15 protein-coding genes are annotated in these 16,143 nt (G+C 63.0%); 6 read left to right on the forward strand and 9 right to left on the reverse strand.

Translation table 11 applies throughout. The features are described from left to right. From APH42_RS25915 to APH42_RS25930, 4 genes are all read right to left on the reverse strand, one after another. Positions 1-349: cytochrome d ubiquinol oxidase subunit II (locus APH42_RS25915; RefSeq protein WP_177336878.1), on the reverse strand; the 349-nt coding region annotated here is incomplete at its 3' end. 14 nt (positions 350-363) lie between these two features. Continuing rightward, positions 364-1,785 carry a cytochrome ubiquinol oxidase subunit I gene (locus APH42_RS25920; protein ID WP_012272893.1) on the reverse strand — a complete coding sequence of 474 codons (1,422 nt, stop codon included), beginning with the start codon at positions 1,783-1,785 and terminating at the stop codon, positions 364-366. 2 nt (positions 1,786-1,787) lie between these two features. After that, the gene (locus tag APH42_RS25925; protein ID WP_060494536.1) at positions 1,788-2,264 is read right to left on the reverse strand and encodes a DUF934 domain-containing protein; all 477 of its coding nucleotides are present in this window, start codon (positions 2,262-2,264) and stop codon (positions 1,788-1,790) included. Continuing rightward, entirely contained in the window at positions 2,254-4,263 is a 2,010-nt protein-coding gene (locus tag APH42_RS25930; RefSeq protein WP_060494537.1) for a DUF2849 domain-containing protein, read from the reverse strand. Before APH42_RS25930 ends, APH42_RS25925 begins: the two co-directional genes overlap by 11 nt. Before the next feature lie 264 nt (positions 4,264-4,527). Between APH42_RS25930 and APH42_RS25935 the strand changes: the two genes are divergently transcribed. Both APH42_RS25935 and APH42_RS25940 read left to right on the forward strand, forming a co-directional pair. Next, positions 4,528-5,838, forward strand: a complete 1,311-nt coding sequence (locus tag APH42_RS25935) for a PLP-dependent aminotransferase family protein (RefSeq protein ID WP_374701065.1) — start codon at positions 4,528-4,530, stop codon at positions 5,836-5,838. A gap of 161 nt (positions 5,839-5,999) precedes the next feature. Continuing rightward, complete coding sequence (locus tag APH42_RS25940) at positions 6,000-6,374, forward strand: hypothetical protein (protein ID WP_012272897.1); 375 nt, start codon at positions 6,000-6,002, stop codon at positions 6,372-6,374. A gap of 63 nt (positions 6,375-6,437) precedes the next feature. Here APH42_RS25940 and APH42_RS29575 read toward each other — a convergent pair whose 3' ends face one another. Beyond that, on the reverse strand, positions 6,438-6,593 hold the full coding sequence (locus APH42_RS29575; RefSeq protein ID WP_012272898.1) for a DUF2986 domain-containing protein: 156 nt from the start codon (positions 6,591-6,593) through the stop codon (positions 6,438-6,440). 38 nt (positions 6,594-6,631) lie between these two features. After that, positions 6,632-7,795, reverse strand: coding sequence for a PLP-dependent aminotransferase family protein (locus APH42_RS25945; protein ID WP_060494539.1), 1,164 nt, complete (start codon positions 7,793-7,795; stop codon positions 6,632-6,634). 82 nt (positions 7,796-7,877) lie between these two features. Between APH42_RS25945 and APH42_RS25950 the strand changes: the two genes are divergently transcribed. Beyond that, positions 7,878-8,324 carry a MarR family winged helix-turn-helix transcriptional regulator gene (locus APH42_RS25950; protein ID WP_012272900.1) on the forward strand — a complete coding sequence of 149 codons (447 nt, stop codon included), beginning with the start codon at positions 7,878-7,880 and terminating at the stop codon, positions 8,322-8,324. 54 nt (positions 8,325-8,378) lie between these two features. Here the strand turns inward: APH42_RS25950 and APH42_RS25955 are convergent, their stop codons facing one another. The 3 genes from APH42_RS25955 to APH42_RS25965 all read right to left on the reverse strand — a co-directional run bounded on the left by APH42_RS25955 (position 8,379) and on the right by APH42_RS25965 (position 12,326). Next, positions 8,379-10,787: a TonB-dependent receptor gene (locus tag APH42_RS25955; RefSeq protein WP_060494540.1), complete on the reverse strand. Its 2,409-nt coding sequence runs from the start codon at positions 10,785-10,787 to the stop codon at positions 8,379-8,381. A 103-nt stretch (positions 10,788-10,890) separates the two neighbouring features. Continuing rightward, on the reverse strand, positions 10,891-11,814 hold the full coding sequence (locus APH42_RS25960) for a FecR domain-containing protein (protein ID WP_012272902.1): 924 nt from the start codon (positions 11,812-11,814) through the stop codon (positions 10,891-10,893). Beyond that, positions 11,811-12,326 carry a sigma-70 family RNA polymerase sigma factor gene (locus APH42_RS25965; RefSeq protein ID WP_060494541.1) on the reverse strand — a complete coding sequence of 172 codons (516 nt, stop codon included), beginning with the start codon at positions 12,324-12,326 and terminating at the stop codon, positions 11,811-11,813. Before APH42_RS25965 ends, APH42_RS25960 begins: the two co-directional genes overlap by 4 nt. A 192-nt stretch (positions 12,327-12,518) precedes the next feature. Here APH42_RS25965 and APH42_RS25970 point away from each other — a divergent pair, with 192 nt between their 5' ends. The 3 genes from APH42_RS25970 to APH42_RS25980 all read left to right on the forward strand — a co-directional run. Next, positions 12,519-14,297, forward strand: a complete 1,779-nt coding sequence (locus tag APH42_RS25970) for a phosphoethanolamine transferase CptA (protein WP_081336924.1) — start codon at positions 12,519-12,521, stop codon at positions 14,295-14,297. Positions 14,298-14,465: 168 nt separating this feature from the next. Beyond that, positions 14,466-15,134: a TetR/AcrR family transcriptional regulator gene (locus APH42_RS25975; RefSeq protein ID WP_060494543.1), complete on the forward strand. Its 669-nt coding sequence runs from the start codon at positions 14,466-14,468 to the stop codon at positions 15,132-15,134. A 10-nt stretch (positions 15,135-15,144) separates the two neighbouring features. Continuing rightward, on the forward strand, positions 15,145-16,143 hold a 999-nt coding region (locus APH42_RS25980), incomplete at its 3' end, for a DHA2 family efflux MFS transporter permease subunit (protein WP_060494544.1).

Raw genomic sequence — 16,143 nt, forward strand, 5'->3', positions numbered from 1 at the left:
GGTCCCAGAACGGTTTGTGCGCCTCATCGGCCTTGAAGCGAAACTCGAACGACACCCCACGCCAGATCAACCCGGCCAGCAGGCCCAGCGCCGGAATGTACAGCGCACTGAGCAGGATGGCATACACCTTGGGGAAGGCGGCCATCAACCCAGCCCCACCCAGCACCAGCCAGGTTTCGTTGCCGTCCCACACCGGCGCCACGGTGTTGACCATGGTGTCGCGCTGCTCGCGGTCGGTGATGAACGGGAACAGGATGCCGATACCCAGGTCGAAACCGTCCATGATGACGTACATCATCACGCCAAAGCCGATGATCAGGAACCAGATCAGCGGAAGATCAATACCCATGACAGCGTCTCCGGTCAGTCAATGTGGTTGGGTGAATGCGGATACAGCGGCTCGTCCACCGCCGACAACGGGCGGGCCGGCCGCTGGTTGGCGGTCACCGGCTGTTGGTGGTCGTCGTGTACCTCCGGCCCCTTGCGCACCAGGCGCAGCATGTAGACGACACCTGTGCCGAATACCCCGATGTACATCACCACCAGCACCACCAGGCCTACCGACAAGGTCAGCGCCGAATGGTCGGAGACCGCATCCTTGGTGCGCATCAGGCCGTACACCACCCACGGCTGGCGGCCAATTTCGGTGACATACCAGCCGGCCAGCAGGGCCACCAGGCCCGAAGGCCCCATCCACAAGGCAAACCGCGCCAGCCCCCGTGACGTGTATAGCCGCCCGCGCCAGCGCAGCCAGGCGCCATACAGGCCCAGCACAACCATCAGCATGCCCAGGCCGACCATGACCCGGAAGCACCAGAACACAATGGTCGAATTGGGCCGGTCTTCTTTGGCGAAGTCTTTCAAGCCTGGGATCTGCCCGTGCAGGCTGTGGGTCAGGATCAGGCTGGCCAGGTTGGGGATTTCAACCTTGTAGCGGGTGGTTTCAGCTTCCATGTCCGGGATGCCGAACAGGATCAGCGGCACGCCCTGGCCCGGTGTATTGCTCCAGTGCCCCTCCATCGCAGCGACCTTCGCCGGCTGGTACTTGAGCGTGTTCAAGCCGTGCATGTCACCGATCAGCACCTGCAGCGGCGCAGTGAACAGCAGCATCCACAATGCCATCGAGAACATCCGCCGCACCGCCGGGGTACGGTTGCCACGCAACAGGTGCCAGGCCGCCGAGGCGCCGACAAACAGCGCGGTCGACAGCATTGCCGCCGTCACCATGTGCGCCAGGCGGTACGGGAACGATGGGTTGAAGATGATGGCAAACCAGTCCACCGGCACCACCACGCCATTGATCACTTCGTGCCCCTGGGGCGTTTGCATCCAGCTGTTGGACGCCAGGATCCAGGTGGCAGAAATCATCGTGCCCACGGCCACCATGACAGTGGCGAAAAAGTGCAGGCCACGGCCGACCTTGTGCCAGCCGAACAGCATCACCCCCAGGAAGCCCGCTTCAAGGAAGAAGGCCGTCAGCACCTCGTAGGTCAGCAAGGGGCCGGTGATGCTGCCGGCGAACTGCGAGTAGAAGCTCCAGTTGGTGCCGAACTGGTAGGCCATGACCAGCCCGGAGACCACGCCCATGGCGAAGTTGACGGCGAAGATCTTCGACCAGAAGTGGTACAGGTCGAGGTAGGCGTTGTCTTTTTTCCACAACCACAGGCCTTCCAGTACCGCCAGGAATGCTGCCAGGCCAATGGTGATGGCCGGGAAAATGATGTGGAAGGTAATGGTGAAACCAAACTGTATACGGGCCAGCTCCAAGGCTGTAAGGCTGAACATGGCTATGCCTCGCTCCGTTGTGAAAGACGTTGCAGCAAAGTGCGTGGGCGGGCCTGCCGATGGCTGGCTGCGGCAGCGTGCCAGCGCTGCGCCGGCACGCTGGGCGAAACCAGTGCGCTGGTGAAACCGCACTGCAGCAGCATGGCGAACTGGTCCGGCAGCAATGGCCCAGCGGCGCGCAGGTCACCGGTAAAACCGTGCCGCTCGCGCAGTAGCCTGGCCAGGGTGAAACCACGGCCATCGCGTGACTTGGCGAACTCGATCACGATCAATGTCAGCTGGCCGAGCAGTGCCCGCATCTGCGCCGGGTCCTGGTCGGCGGCCAGCCACAGGCCCTCGGCTGGCTGGCCAAAACGCATGTGGTAGTCGTCCCACTGCTGCGGCTGCAGCACCGTACGCGCAGCAAAGGTCGGCAGCGCGTCGCTGCTCGGATAACGCCAGTTATCGGTCTGAACCTGGCCCTCATGGTCAACGAGCATCACGCAGCACCTCCTTGAACGGCTCGATACCGACACGGCGGTAGGTGTCGAGGAAGCGCTCGTCGTCTTCACGCAATTGCAGGTAGATGGCAACGATCGCCTCGACGATGTCGGGCACCTCCTCGAAGGGCACCGAGCGGCCCAGGATGGTCCCGACCGCCGCGTCCTCTTCGGCGCTGCCGCCCAGGGTGATCTGGTAGTTTTCATGGCCGGCCTTGTCCAGGCCGAGGATGCCGATGTGCGCCACGTGGTGGTGGGCACAGGCATTGATGCAGCCGGAGACGTTGAGCTTGAGTTCGCCGATGTCCTGTTGCCGGGCCGCGTCGAAACGCTGCGCGATGCGCTGGGCAACCGGCACCGAGCGGGCGGTGGCGAGGCTGCAGTAGTCCATGCCTGGGCAGGCGATGGTGTCGGACAACAAGCCAATGTTGCTGGTTGCCAGCCCAGCCTGGCGCAAGGCCTGCCACACGCTGTACAGATCCACCAGGCGAATGTGCGGCAGCACCACGTTCTGCTCGTGGGAGACGCGAATCTCGTTCAGCGAGTAGGCCTCGGCCAGGTCGGCCAGGGCGAGCATTTCCTCGGCGCTGATGTCGCCGGGGATACCGCCGGGTGGTTTCAGCGAAATGACCGCGCTGATGTAGCCACGTTTCTTGTGCGGGTGAGTGTTGGTCCGTACCCAGCTGGCGAACGCGTTGTCGTCCGCCCGTGCGCGCAGAAAGCTGTCACACAGGCCGGGCAACGCCTCGAAGGCGGGCTGCACGAAGCGGGCATGAATGCCCTGAACGATGGCCGGCTCCAAGTACTGGTGGTCGGCCGGCAGGCTGGCGAACTCCTCCTCGATCATTTCGATGAAACGCCCAGGCTTGAGCTCACGCACCAGAATCTTGATACGTGCCTTGTACAGGTTGTCGCGCCGTCCCAGGGCGTTGTACACCCGCAAGATGGCCTCGACGTAACGCAGCAGTTCGCGCTCCGGCAACCATTCGCGCACGCGGGTGCCAACTATCGGGGTACGCCCAAGGCCACCGCCGGCATACACCTGGAAGCCGACTTCACCCTGCGCGTTGCGTTGCGCCAGGATGCCAATGTCATGGAAGCGCACGGCCGCGCGGTCCTTGGGGCTGCCGGTGATGGCGATCTTGAACTTGCGTGGCAGGTAGGTAAATTCCGGATGCTCGGTGGACCACTGGCGGAGGATCTCGGCATGTACCCGAGGGTCGAGCACTTCATCCTCGGCGGCGCCGGCAAAATGGTCGGTGGTGACGTTGCGGATGCAGTTGCCGCTGGTCTGGATGCAATGCAGGTCGGCATCGGCCAGCACCGACAGTATCTCCGGCGTATCGGCCAGGCGCGGCCAGTTGAACTGGATGTTCTGCCGGGTGGTGAGGTGGCCGTAGCCCTTGTCGTAGGTATGCGCCACATAGGCCAGCTGGCGCAGTTGCAGCGCGCTCAAGGTGCCGTAGGGGATCGCCACACGCAGCATGTAGCCGTGCAGTTGCAGGTACAGGCCGTTCATCAGCCGGTAGACCTTGAACGCCTCTTCATCCAGCTCGCCACTCAGGCGACGGGCAACCTGCTGCTCGAACTGGCGGGCGCGGTCCTTGAGGAACTCACGCTCGAAGCGGTCGTAGCGATACACCCCTGCCTGCCCCGCCTCGACCGGCAACACCGGGCGCATGCGCGCAATGCTGCTTGGCGGTGTGCCCGCAGCCTGCTTGCCAAGGTCGCTGCGTACCGAAGGGCCACGGGCGCGCAACCGTTCACGCAGGCTTTTCGGCTCTGGCCGGCCATCGACCAGCCAGGCCTCACAAGGCGTCGGTGCCACGACCTGGTTGGCCAGCACGGCAGCCTCGGCAGCGAGGGTTGCCGATACCAGCGCCTGCGCATCGAAGGTGCCGGCTTGTTGCAGTGTCTCTACCCACTCATGCCCGGCATCAAGCCAGACCACAGCCCCATCGTCGAGGCGGTTGGCGCAGATCAGATGACAGTCATTCATCGAACATCTCCATGACTGGCAGCCCGGAAGCGCTTATCGTTGCAACCCTGCCGCGCCGTTCCGGTGCACATCAAATAAACCATACGCTTTCCATATTGTATGGATTTGTTAACAACTGTATGCCATGATATGCCTATGCGTATGGACTTACAACCGAGAGGAAGATCTATGCCTGTTGCCGGAGCGCCAGAAGAAGCGGCGCAAATGCGCTGGACAAAGCCTTTCAAGCCGAAGTCAGGCCCAAGATACATACAGATTGCAGATATGCTTGCAGAATCCATACAATCTGGAGTCTTGCAGGATGGCGAGCAAATTCCGCCGCAACGTGCACTGGCTGCGCACCTGGGCGTCGACCTGACCACGGTGACCCGCGCCTACGCCGAAGCGCGCGACCGTGGCCTGATTGCTTCCTACAGTGGCCGCGGGTCGTTCATCCTGGGTGCCCGACAAACAACCACCCTGGCAGGCATCGACCTGACCATGAACATCCCGCCGCAGCCGGCCAACGGCTCGATGGCTCAGTTGGTGAGCGCCGGGCTGGAACAGGCGCTGCAGCGCAACCGCATCGAAGCACTGTCGCTTTACCAGGACGAACCGGCCACCCGCTCGCTGCTGCAGGCCGCACAGGGCTGGCTGGAACCGGCACTGGGTGATCTGGACATGCACAGCCTGGCGCTGTGCTCGGGGTCGCAGGCGGCCATCTTCGCCATCCTCAGCGCCCATGCCCGCGCGGGTGACGCCATTCTTTGCGACCCACTGACTTACCCCGGCCTGCTGTTGGCCGCCCGGCAACTGGGGCTGCGCATTGTCGAGGTAGCCAGTGACGCCGACGGCATGCGCCCCGACCACCTGGAACAGGCTTGTCAGCAAAGCGGTGCGCGCCTGCTGTACCTCAACCCCACCTTCCACAACCCTACCGCGCACACCATGCCCGTAGCCCGGCGCCAGGCGATTGCCGAGGTGCTGCTCAAGCGCGGCATCACGCTGATCGAGGACGACCCGTACCGCTATCTGCTCGACGACGCGCCGGCACCCATCGCGTGCCTGACCGGGGGGGCCAACACGTACTACCTGGCGTCGCTGTCCAAGTGCCTGTGGCCAAGCTTGCGCACCGCCTTCGTGCTGCCACCGCGTGGCGATGACGGGCAAGGGCTGCTCAACGGCCTGCGTGCATCGAGCATGGGCTGTTCGGCCCTGCTGCTGGCGCTGGTCGAGCAATGGATTCGCGATGGCACCGCCAAGGGGTTGGTACAGGAAATCCAGCGCGAAGCCCGCGCCCGCCAGCACCTGGCGCGCACGCTGCTGAGCCATGAGTTCCAGGCGCACCCCACCGGGCTGCACGTATGGCTGCCACTACCCGCGCACTGGCAACAGGAGCGGTTCACCCATGCGTTGGATGATGTGGGGGTGAGCGTGGCAGGGGCGGATTCGTTCAGCGTGGCACCGCAAGGACCGGAAGCTGTGCGCCTCTCGCTGGGTGGAGCGCCAGACCAAGCAGTGCTGGGACAGGCCTTGCGCAAGGTGGAGGGGTTGTTGAAGGAAGATCGCCGACGTGGCGGGCGGGCGTTTGTGTAAGTACCCGCTACAGGAAAAGTCCTACAAGTTGTTGCTGCAGCGAACTTTTTCTCCATTGCCTGTCTATGTGGGAGGCACAGAAAGGTAGCGGGACGCGAAAAAGGTTCGCCGACCACCTGCTGGCCAGATGGCTCAATTGTTATCAGAGGTTGGCTTCGCTCATGAAAATGCATGTCGCAAGGTTGATGCTGCTCGGCCTGTTCTCGTTCGCGGCGGTGGGCACGGCATCGGCAACACAAATGAAAGCAGCCGAGGCCGTGGCCCCTGCTGTTCAATCACCCCTGCAGCCAGCCGGCAACCCCTGGTCGAGGGTGGCCAATGCGGCCGTTCTACAGCCGGCCACGCTGCTGGCGCATGATGACGACCGCTGGCACGACCACCGAAGCGACTGGCGCCGCGAACAGTGGCGGCGTGAACAAGCCCGGCGGGATTGGGAGCGTCGGCGCGACTGGGAACGGCGCCGTGACTGGGAGCGCCGCCATGAGCGGGCCATGCACCAGCGTCATTACGACGAACACCGTTATTACCGCCGCTGAAACTGACGCCCCCCTGTAGGAGCGGCCCAATCGCGACACAAGGCCGCTCCTGCACCGTCTGCGTCAGTCAGCCGGTTTGGCGGCGTCCCCGGCCGCCTCGGCCTCCATTTTCAAACGGTCAGCCTTGCAAATGTACTTGGGCTTGCGCGGCGCCAGTTTGGCATTGGCCTTTTTGGCATGCGCCTCCAATAGCTGCTTGATCTTCTTACGACGGTTCATAGTCCACGGGGCCTGTCAGTGCGGTTTTGCTGGCAACATCATACCCGTGCAGCCTGCGCATTGCGCAGCACTTGCGCCAAACGCCTGAGCCCTTCGTCCAACTGGTCCGGGGCAACGTGGCTGAAATTCAGGCGCAGATGGCCGTGATGCCGGTCCGGTTCAGGGAAAAATGGCTCACCCGGCATAAATGCCACGTCCACCGCCAATGCTTCTGCCAATAGGGTGCGGGTATCCAGTGGCTGTTTCAGGGTCAGCCAGAAGAACAGCCCGCCATCCGGCTTGTGCCAGTCGGCCAGGTCGGCAAAATGCGCTTCCAGCGCCAACTGGAACGCATCCCTGCGCGTGCGGTAGTAGTCGCGCAAGGTCTTCAGGTGCAGCTGCAGCTTGTCGCTGCCCAGCCACTGCAGCACCTGCCACTGCCCCACCCGGTTGGTGTGCAGGTCGGCAGCCTGCTTGAGCCGCAACAAATGCGGGAACAGGTCGGGGCTGGCGATCAGGTAGCCCACCCGCAGGCCGGGGAGCAAGGTCTTGGACACCGTACCGGTGTAAATCCAGCTGGCGTTACGCAAGCGGCTGACGATCGGCTGGGCGCTGCCACCATCGAAGCTCAGCTCGCGATAGGGTTCGTCCTCGATCAACGTCACCCCGAACTCATCCAGCAAGGCCGCCACCGCGTCGCGCTTGGCTTCGCTGTAGCGCAGGCCCGAGGGGTTCTGGAACGTCGGGATCAAGTAAATGAAGGCCGGGCGATGGCGCTGCAGGCACCCACGCAGTTGCGCCAGGTCCGGGCCATCGGCCTGCATCGGCAAGGCCAGGCAATCGGCGCCAAACAGCTGGAAGATCTGCAGCGCCGCCAGGTAGGTCGGCGCTTCGAGCATGATCTGCGTGCCTTGGTCGATGTACAGCTTGGCCGCAAGGTCCAGGGCCTGTTGCGAACCACTCACCACCAACACCTGGCTGGCCTGACAGTCAATCCCCAGTGCCCGTGCTTCGGCCGCCAGTGCTTCGCGCAGGGCCGGCTCGCCCTCGCTCATGCCGTACTGGCCCATGTTGACCGGCATGTCGGCCCAGTCGACCTTGGGCAACATCGCTTCGGCCGGCAAACCGCCAGCGAACGACATCACCCCAGGGCGCTGGGCAGCGGCAAGGATTTCACGGATCAGGGAACTCTTGAGGCGCGTGACACGTTCAGAGAAAGCCATGGGGATCACCGGTAGCAAGGCAGAAGGAAAATACGTCAAACTATTTGACTGAAATTACGCTGCTACCCGTGGATTAGTCAATATGATTGACCTTAAAAACCCTGCCTCCCAGCAACAGGCGATGGAGGCCTTTTTCTTCGGCTACCAGGCGTTCACCGCCAAGGCCGACGAAATGCTCGAACGCCGTGGCCTGGGCCGGGTGCATCAACGCATCGTGTTCTTCATCGCGCGCTATCCGAACCTGAGCGTGAAGGACTTGCTGGCCTTGCTTGGGGTCAGCAAGCAAGCGCTGAACATGCCAATGCGCCAGTTGACGGAAATGCGCCTGGTGGAGAGTGCGGCCTGCGAGGCCGACAAACGCAAGCGCTTGCTGGCCCTGACCGAGGAAGGCGCGCGCCTGGAGCAGATGCTGCGGCGCGAGCAGGTGAAGTTGCTGGAGCGGGTGTTCGCAGAAGCCGGGGAAGACGCTGTGAATGGCTGGCTGGCAGTGAACACGGCGCTGGGCAAAAGCCAGATGGCTACTGCCTGAACACGCCTGGCGGCACTTGCGCCGGCCAGGCGCTCAGCCCTGCCAGGCGCAGGCTCAGAAACTGTACTTGGTACTGAGCATCACATTGCGCGGCTCGCCATAGAACCCGGTGTAAAAGGTCGGGTCCAGCGCGCTGAGGTATTTCTTGTCGAACAGGTTGTTCACGTTAACGGTCGCCGTCAGGTGCTGGGTGACGTCATAACGCGCCATCAGGTTGAACACCGCGTATTGGCCCTGGGTCGCCTTGACCGTATGGCCAATCTGCCACGGCGCATCAGTCAGGCTCAGGCCGCTTTGCCAGTTCATGCCGCCACCCACGGTCAGGCGATCAAGCTCGCCCGGCAGGCGGTAGGTGGTCCACAGTTTGACCATGTTCGCCGGGGCGATGGTGTTGATACGCTCATGGTCCGCATCCTTGGTCAGGCTGTGGCTGTAACTTGCAGTGACGTTCCAGCCGGGCGTGATCTCGCCGAAGACTTCCAGGTCGATACCCCGCGTGGTGGCACCGGACACCGCCTTGTAAGCGCGCTCGCGATCGGTCCCTTCGACGAAGCCGCCACTGAGCACACCCAGGTTGTCCTGCTTGATCTGGTAAAGGGCAATGGCTGTATTGACACGCCCGTCCAGCAGCTCGCTTTTCAGGCCGATTTCATAGTTGTCGCCTTCGCGCGGCTCAAGCGTGGCGCCACTGCTGTCGCGTAGCGACTGTGGCTTGTAGATCTTGGTGTAGCTGGCATACACCGAATGCTGTGCATTCAGGTCGTAGACCACGCCCGCGTAGGGCGTGACAAAACCGGATTCGCGGGTGGCCTGATGGTTGGTCGAACGGGTGTAGGGCGCGTTGTAGATGGCCTTTTTCTTGTAGCTGTAATCGCCGACACGGGCGCCCAAGATCAGTGACAGGTCGTCGGTCGGCTTGAAACGCGCCACCATGTACGCAGCATCCTGGCGGATGGTGGTGTCATCGTTCATCAGCTTGCCCACCGAGACCGGGCGGTCGGTGTTGTTGTCCCAGTCGTAGATATTGACCGGCTTCATTTCCAGGTCATCGTCGTCCGGGTTGCTGTAGTCGTGAAACGCCGAGCCGCTCACACCGGCCAACAGCTCGTGCTGGCGCCCCAGCAACTGGAACGGCCCCTGAACGATGGCATCGATACCCAACTGACGTTGCGAGCCATAGCCGTCGCCGCCATACAGGTAAGCACCCTCCCCGGTTTGCTTGTTGGGGAAACCGCCACTGGCGGACGCCAGCGAGTAGTCACGGGTGCTGTACATGTTGTTTACCGACACCTTCAGCTTCCAGTCGTTGACCAGGTCTTGTTCCAGGGTGGCGAAGGTATTGAGGGTGTTCTGCTGGCGATAGCTCCAGCGCGAGGCCGCATTGGTCGAGCGCGAGAAATCGGTCTGCTCGCCGTCATCGTAGAACAGCGGGAAGCTGGCGAACGAAACCCCACGCGGGTCGTTTTTCTGGTAGTCGAAGCCTACCGTCAGCAGGGTGCTGTCGCTGAGGTCCGCTTCGAGGATGCCGTAATAGGTCTGTTTTTCCTGCTGGTAATGGTCGATGTAGCTGTTGCCCTGCTGGTAAGCCACCACGGCACGGCCACGCAGGCGGGCGTCGGCGGTCAGTGGGCCGGATAGATCGACTTCGCTTCGATAGGTGTCCCAAGACCCCGCTCCGGCGCTGACAGCACCTTGGAAGTTTGCCGTCGGACGCTTGCGGATCAGGTTAACGCTGCCCGACGGGTCGCCGGCCCCGGTCATCAGCCCGGTGGCACCGCGAACGATTTCGACTCGGTCATAGATGGACGTGTCGATCATGCTCTGCGGGCTGGCACTGGTCTGCACGATCAGGGTGGTGGGGATACCGTCAAACTGGTAGTTGTCGATCGAATAGCCACGCGAGTAGATGTTCACCCGCTCGCTGTCGATGTTCTGCACGTTCAGGCCAGGGGTTTGCTTGAGCACGTCACTGAGGGTGTTCAGTTGCTGGTCTTCGATGCGCTGGCGCGTCATCACGCTGACGGTCTGCGGGGTTTCGCGCAGCGACAACGCCAGTTTGGTCGAACTGTTGCTGGAACCGGTGGTGTAGGAGCCGGTTCCTTCCGTGACAGCCCCCAGGCCCGCCGCGTCGATGTTGGTTGCACCAAGCTCCATGGCCCCACTGCTGTCGGCCCTGGCCAATACGTAGCGCTTCTCCCCGGCCTGCACGACGCGCAGGCCGCTACCTTGGAGCAGGCGGGCAAAGCCCTGCTCCAGCTCATAGTCACCTTGCAGGCCGGGCGAGCGCAGGCCGGCAGTGTCTTGCGAACTGAAGGTGATCATGACCCCGCTCGCGGCGGCGAACTGACTGAGCGATGCCGCCAGGCTGCCAGCCGGAATGTCGTAGGCGATGGCCCAGGCGGGCGTGACCACCAACAACGAGCCGGTCAGGCTCAGGGCAAGAAGTGAGGGACGTACGAGCATGAAGGGGATCCTGAAAAGGTTGGCAATAACTGCGACTGATGCGCATGTGCAGGTAGAGCCGAAACAGGAAAGAAAAACTGTTACCCCTCCACGCGAAATATTTTCAGGCCGCCCTGCCCTCTACCCGCACCCAATAGCGCGTCAGGCGCCGCAGCCTTACCGGCAGGGAGTCCTCCAGGTTGGCCAGTACACCCTCGCTGTCATCCAGCAGGAATGTGCCCGACAGTCGCAACCCAGCGACCTCCGGTGCACAGCCCAGATAGCCGTGTCGATAACGGGAAAGCTCCGCCACGACGTCTTCCAGCCGCCAATCGACCACCACCAGCATGCCTTGCGTCCACGCCGAACCCTGCGCCACGGCCGGCAGCAACGGCCCCGCAGTGTCAGCGGTAAAACTCACTGCCTGGCCTGCCTCGGCGCGCAAGGTTTGACCAATGGCCAGCCGTGGCTGAACCTCGACAGCATGGGCCTCCACCGTGACCCGGGAAATGCCCGCCCCCTGGCGTACCGTAAAGCGCGTGCCCAAGGCCAGCACACGGCCTTCGGCTGTTTGTACGCTGAGCGGGCGCGTATCCTTGGCCGTCTCGACCAGGATTTCGCCTTGGTGCAACACGATCAGCCGCTGCGTGCCATCGAACTGCACATCGGCCCGCGAGTCGGTGTCCAGCACCAGCCGGCTGCCGTCGGCCAAGGTGAAGTGGCGGCGCTGCCCTACCCGCGTGCTGTAGTCCGCGCCCCAGGGCGAGACCTGATAGCCCCGCCAGCCGACGACCCCCACACCCAGCAGCATGGCCAGCATCTTAACGGCGGCGCGGCGCTGTTGCCGTGCCTGTTCGAGCGTTGTCCCCGCCAGGCCTGCCGGGGCCTGGCCCAAGCGTTGCTGCAGTTGCTCGATGCGCTGCCAGGCCTGGGCATGCTGCGGGTCCGCCGCCAGCCATGCCTGCCACTCGCGGCGTGTAGTGTCGCTGACCGCACTGTCATGCAACCGCACATACCAGTCCACTGCCTGGGCCAGGGTGCGCTTCATGCTTCTTCCAGCAGCAGGCAGTGCATCAGGCCTCTGGCCAGATGCTTGCGCACCGTGCTGACCGAAACCCCACAGCGATCGGCGGCTTTTTCGTAGCTGAGCCCATCGAGTTGCACGACAAGGAAAATCTGCCGGGTACGCGCACCCAGGCCATCGAGCATGCGGTCGATGGCCAGCAGGCTGTCGAGGATCAGCGCGCGGGTCTCGGCCGAAGGCGCGTGCAGTTCCGGGCGCGCCATCAGTGCATCGAGGTAGGCCTGCTCCAGGCTGCGGCGCCGATACAGGTCGATGACCAGGCCACGGGCGATGGTCGCCAGGTACCTGCGGGGTTCCTGCAGGGTGCCGGATGAGCGTGCCAGAAGCACACGGACGAACGTGTCCTGGGCAAGGTCCGCTGCATCGGCGGAGTTGCTCAGCCGATGGCGCAACCAACCGCGCAGCCAGCTGTTGTGGTCACGGTAAAGGGCGTGAAGATGCGCGTGGGGTGCTGCGTCAGAGGCCGTTATGGACATGCCTTCTCCCTGCCGGCAGTGATGCAAATAAGAATTTGTCTCGATTGTATTGATAAGCCTTCGCCTTGGGAAGCCAGCGCCCAAGCCATGTTCATCACCGTGTTGACGCTATTTTCACAGTCAACCGATTAGCGTCACGCCTTTTCCGGCCACAGGCACATCTGCTGGCCGCCAAGGTACGACGAGGCATACGTGTCACACACTACATCCCCCGCCGCGCACAAGCGCGTGGACTGGGCCGGCCTGGGCTGGCTTCTGCTGTTCTTCTGGTACTTCTCCGGCGTCACCCAGGCGTTGTTGCTGTTCAGTGGCACCACCGGCTTTGCCGGTTTTCGCGATGCGTTCTTCCTCAGCAGCCTGTGGCTGGCCCCGGTGCTGCTGCTGCCCCGCTTCACCCGCGCCACGGCGGCTGTCATCGGCCTGGTATTGTGGGCCGCATCGCTGGTGGGCCTGAGTTACTTCGGCATCTATCGTCAGGAGTTCTCGCAAAGCGTCATCTTCGTGATGTTCGAGTCCAACACCGCCGAGGCCGGCGAATACTTCAGCCAGTACTTCAGCGTGTGGCTGGGCCTGGCGCTGCTGCTGTACACGCTGGTTGCAGTACTGCTGTGGAAACGTGTACGCCCCGTCAGCTTGCCCCTGCGCAGCCGCCTGCCGGTGGTGGCCCTGTTGCTGGTGGCCAACCTGGTGTACCCGTTCTACAAGCAGATGGTCACCCAGGAACGCAACTTCGCCGATGCCGCTGAAAAAGTGCAGCAACGCATGGAGCCCGCAGTGCCTTGGCAACTGTTGGTCGGCTACCGTCAGTATCGCCAGCAACTGGACAACATGCAGGACTTGCTGGCCCAGAACGCCGCATTGCCCCCACTGCAAAACCTGCGTGACAGCAGCGGCACCGCGCCGCGCACCCTGGTGCTGGTACTGGGCGAGTCCACCACCCGCGAGCACATGCACCTGTACGGCTACAACCGCGACACCACGCCCAACCTCGACGCGCTGGCCGCCAGCGACAAGGGCCTGACGGTGTTCCGCGACGTGGTATCGCCACGCCCGTACACCATCGAAGTGATGCAGCAGATCCTCACCTTCGGCGACGAGCAGAACCCGGACCGCTTCCTCACCGACCCGTCGCTGATCAACCTGATGAAACAGGCAGGCTACAAGACCTTCTGGATCACCAACCAGCAGACCATGACCAAGCGCAACACCATGCTCACCACCTTCTCGCAGCAGACCGATGCGCCGGTATACCTGAACAACCAGCGCAACCAGAATGCCAGCCAGTACGATGATGTGGTGCTGGCGCCGTTCGAGAAGGCCTTGCAAGACCCTGCGCCGAACAAGTTCATCATCGTGCACCTGCTGGGCACGCACATGGACTATCGCTTCCGCTATCCCGACGACTATGCCCACTTTACCGACAACACAGGTGTACCCAGCCAGCTGACGGCGGACCAGGTAAAAACCTACAACTTCTACGACAACGCGGTGCGCTACAACGACTATGTGGTGTCGAGCCTGATTAAACGCTACTCGGCCGGCAACCCCAATGGCTTCCTGGTGTACCTGTCCGACCACGGTGAAGATGTGTACAGCTCCGGTGACCACGACCGCCTGGGGCGCAACGAAGGCGCGCCGACCCGGCCGATGTACACCATCCCGTTCCTGCTATGGACCTCGCCCAGCTGGCAGGCCGAGCACCCACGCGACTTGCAGGCGATGGCCAGCCGCCCTTACAGCAGCTCGCACCTGATCCATACCCTGTCCGACCTGGCCGGGCTGAGCTATGACCGCTATGAGCCGGCCAAGAGCCTGGTGAGCCCGCAGTTCGTGGCAGCACCGCGCTGGATCGGTGACCCGTACCGCAAGGATGGCTTGCGCGAATTCGACCACCTGCCGATGGACAAGGCTGCAGGCTTGCAGCAGGCGGCCAGTAATGGCGAAGAGCAGAACGGCAAGCGCTTGAACTGATGTTTTTTGGTTGAGATCGTTGGGGGCGCTTTGCGCCCCTTGCGTCACAATGGGCCGCAAAGCAGCCCCAGGGCCTTAAGCGTTACATCACATAAATTAAATTCAAATTGATTTTAAATTACGTGTGCGCGACGCTCTGCTCATTCCCTTGGCCCGCAGAGCAGCCCCATGTCCACAGCTCCCCGCGAAACCCGCAAGGACGGCGCCGTCACCCGCACCCGCATCCTTGAAGCCGCTGGCGAACTGTTCGCCGCGCTTGGCTATGCCGAAACCAGCAACAAGGCCGTTGCCGCCAAGGCCGAGGTCGACTTGGCCTCGATCAACTACCACTTTGGCAGCCGCAACGGCCTGTACCTGGCCGTGCTCGACGAAGCACGCCAGCGTTTCCTCGACCTCAGCGACCTGCAGCGCATCACCCAAGGCAACCAACCACCCGCGGACAAGCTGCGCGTGCTGGTAGAGCTGGTGGTGCACAAAGCCACATCAGCCCGGGACAACTGGCACCTGCGGGTACTGGCCGCGGAAATCCTCGCCCCCAGCCCCCATGGCCAGGCGCACCTGCAGGCGGCATCGCCGTTGCGGCTGTCGCTGCTCAAGGCTCTGTTCAGCGAAATCAGCGGTATCCCTGCAAGCGACCCCGCCCTGACCCGCTGCATCCTCTGCGTCACGGCGCCCTGGGCAATGTTGTTGATCGGCCCGCGCGGTGGCTCTGGCGCGCTGCACGAGATTCTGCAAATGCCGGCCGACGCCGTTGCAGCGCAGTTGTACCGCTTTGCCCTGGCAGGCCTGCTGGATGCCGGCCAACAGCATGCCCAGGCCCACGCCACACACCGTTGAGGTCAGCCCCGTGCAACCGATATCCACCGATACCTCCCCCGCCGCAACGGACGCGCAAACCTCCATCCCACTGCTGCTGGCAGCCCTGATGCTGGTGATGTTCCTGGCCGCACTCGATCAGACCATCGTATCGACCGCGCTGCCCACCATCGTCAGCGACCTGGGTGGGTTGCGCTGGCTGTCCTGGGTGATCACCGCTTACCTTCTGGCCTCCACGGTGGTGGTGCCACTGTATGGCAAGTTCGGCGACCAGTTCGGCCGCAAGCGTGTGCTTCAGGTCGCCATCGTGGTGTTCCTGCTGGGTTCGGCGTTGTGTGGCGCAGCGCAGACCATGGCCCAGCTGATTGCCTTTCGTACCCTGCAGGGATTGGGCGGTGGTGGCCTGATGGTGGTGGCGATGGCCGCGATCGGCGATGTCATCCCGCCCGCCGAACGTGGCCGCTACCAAGGCCTGTTCGGTGGCGTGTTCGGCCTCGCCACAGTGGTCGGGCCACTGATCGGCGGTTTCCTGGTCGAGCACCTGTCCTGGCATTGGATTTTCTACATCAACCTGCCGCTGGGCCTGTTGGCGCTGTTGGTGATCGGCAGCGTGTTTCGCCCGCATGTGGCCCTGGTGCGGCATGAGGTGGACTACATCGGTGCATTTTTCCTCACCGTGGCACTGGGTGCCCTGGTGCTCATCACCAGCCTGGGCGGCAGCCTGCTGGCGTGGCAGTCACTGGACATGCTGTGCCTGTCGCTGTTCGCCCTGATCGGCCTGGTCGGTTTCGTCCTCGAGCAACGCCGCGCCGCAGAGCCGATCATGCCGCTGCACCTGTTCCGCCACCGCACCTTCGTGCTTGCCGGGCTGATCGGTTTTATCGTCGGGGTCTCGCTGTTCGGCGCGGTTACCTTCCTGCCGTTGTACATGCAGGTGGTGAAAGACGCCACGCCGACCAGTGCCGGGCTGCAGATGCTGCCGTTGATGGGTGGCCTGCTGGTGGTGTCGGCGATTACCGGGCGACTGATC

It is taken from the genome of Pseudomonas sp. NBRC 111140 (genome assembly GCF_001320885.1).
Lineage (GTDB): Bacteria > Pseudomonadota > Gammaproteobacteria > Pseudomonadales > Pseudomonadaceae > Aquipseudomonas > Aquipseudomonas putida_P.

What these genes read in the sequence shown, in the direction of transcription:
- APH42_RS25930 (WP_060494537.1), bottom strand. Translation starts at nt 4,263, where the DNA reads ATGAATGACTGTCATCTGATCTGCGCCAACCGCCTCGACGATGGGGCT.
- APH42_RS25940 (WP_012272897.1), top strand. Translation starts at nt 6,000, where the DNA reads ATGAAAATGCATGTCGCAAGGTTGATGCTGCTCGGCCTGTTCTCGTTC.
- APH42_RS25935 (WP_374701065.1), top strand. Translation starts at nt 4,528, where the DNA reads ATGCTTGCAGAATCCATACAATCTGGAGTCTTGCAGGATGGCGAGCAA.
- APH42_RS25925 (WP_060494536.1), bottom strand. Translation starts at nt 2,264, where the DNA reads ATGCTCGTTGACCATGAGGGCCAGGTTCAGACCGATAACTGGCGTTAT.
- APH42_RS25920 (WP_012272893.1), bottom strand. Translation starts at nt 1,785, where the DNA reads ATGTTCAGCCTTACAGCCTTGGAGCTGGCCCGTATACAGTTTGGTTTC.
- APH42_RS25950 (WP_012272900.1), top strand. Translation starts at nt 7,878, where the DNA reads ATGATTGACCTTAAAAACCCTGCCTCCCAGCAACAGGCGATGGAGGCC.
- APH42_RS29575 (WP_012272898.1), bottom strand. Translation starts at nt 6,593, where the DNA reads ATGAACCGTCGTAAGAAGATCAAGCAGCTATTGGAGGCGCATGCCAAA.
- APH42_RS25960 (WP_012272902.1), bottom strand. Translation starts at nt 11,814, where the DNA reads ATGAAGCGCACCCTGGCCCAGGCAGTGGACTGGTATGTGCGGTTGCAT.
- APH42_RS25965 (WP_060494541.1), bottom strand. Translation starts at nt 12,326, where the DNA reads ATGTCCATAACGGCCTCTGACGCAGCACCCCACGCGCATCTTCACGCC.
- APH42_RS25945 (WP_060494539.1), bottom strand. Translation starts at nt 7,795, where the DNA reads ATGGCTTTCTCTGAACGTGTCACGCGCCTCAAGAGTTCCCTGATCCGT.
- APH42_RS25975 (WP_060494543.1), top strand. Translation starts at nt 14,466, where the DNA reads ATGTCCACAGCTCCCCGCGAAACCCGCAAGGACGGCGCCGTCACCCGC.
- APH42_RS25955 (WP_060494540.1), bottom strand. Translation starts at nt 10,787, where the DNA reads ATGCTCGTACGTCCCTCACTTCTTGCCCTGAGCCTGACCGGCTCGTTG.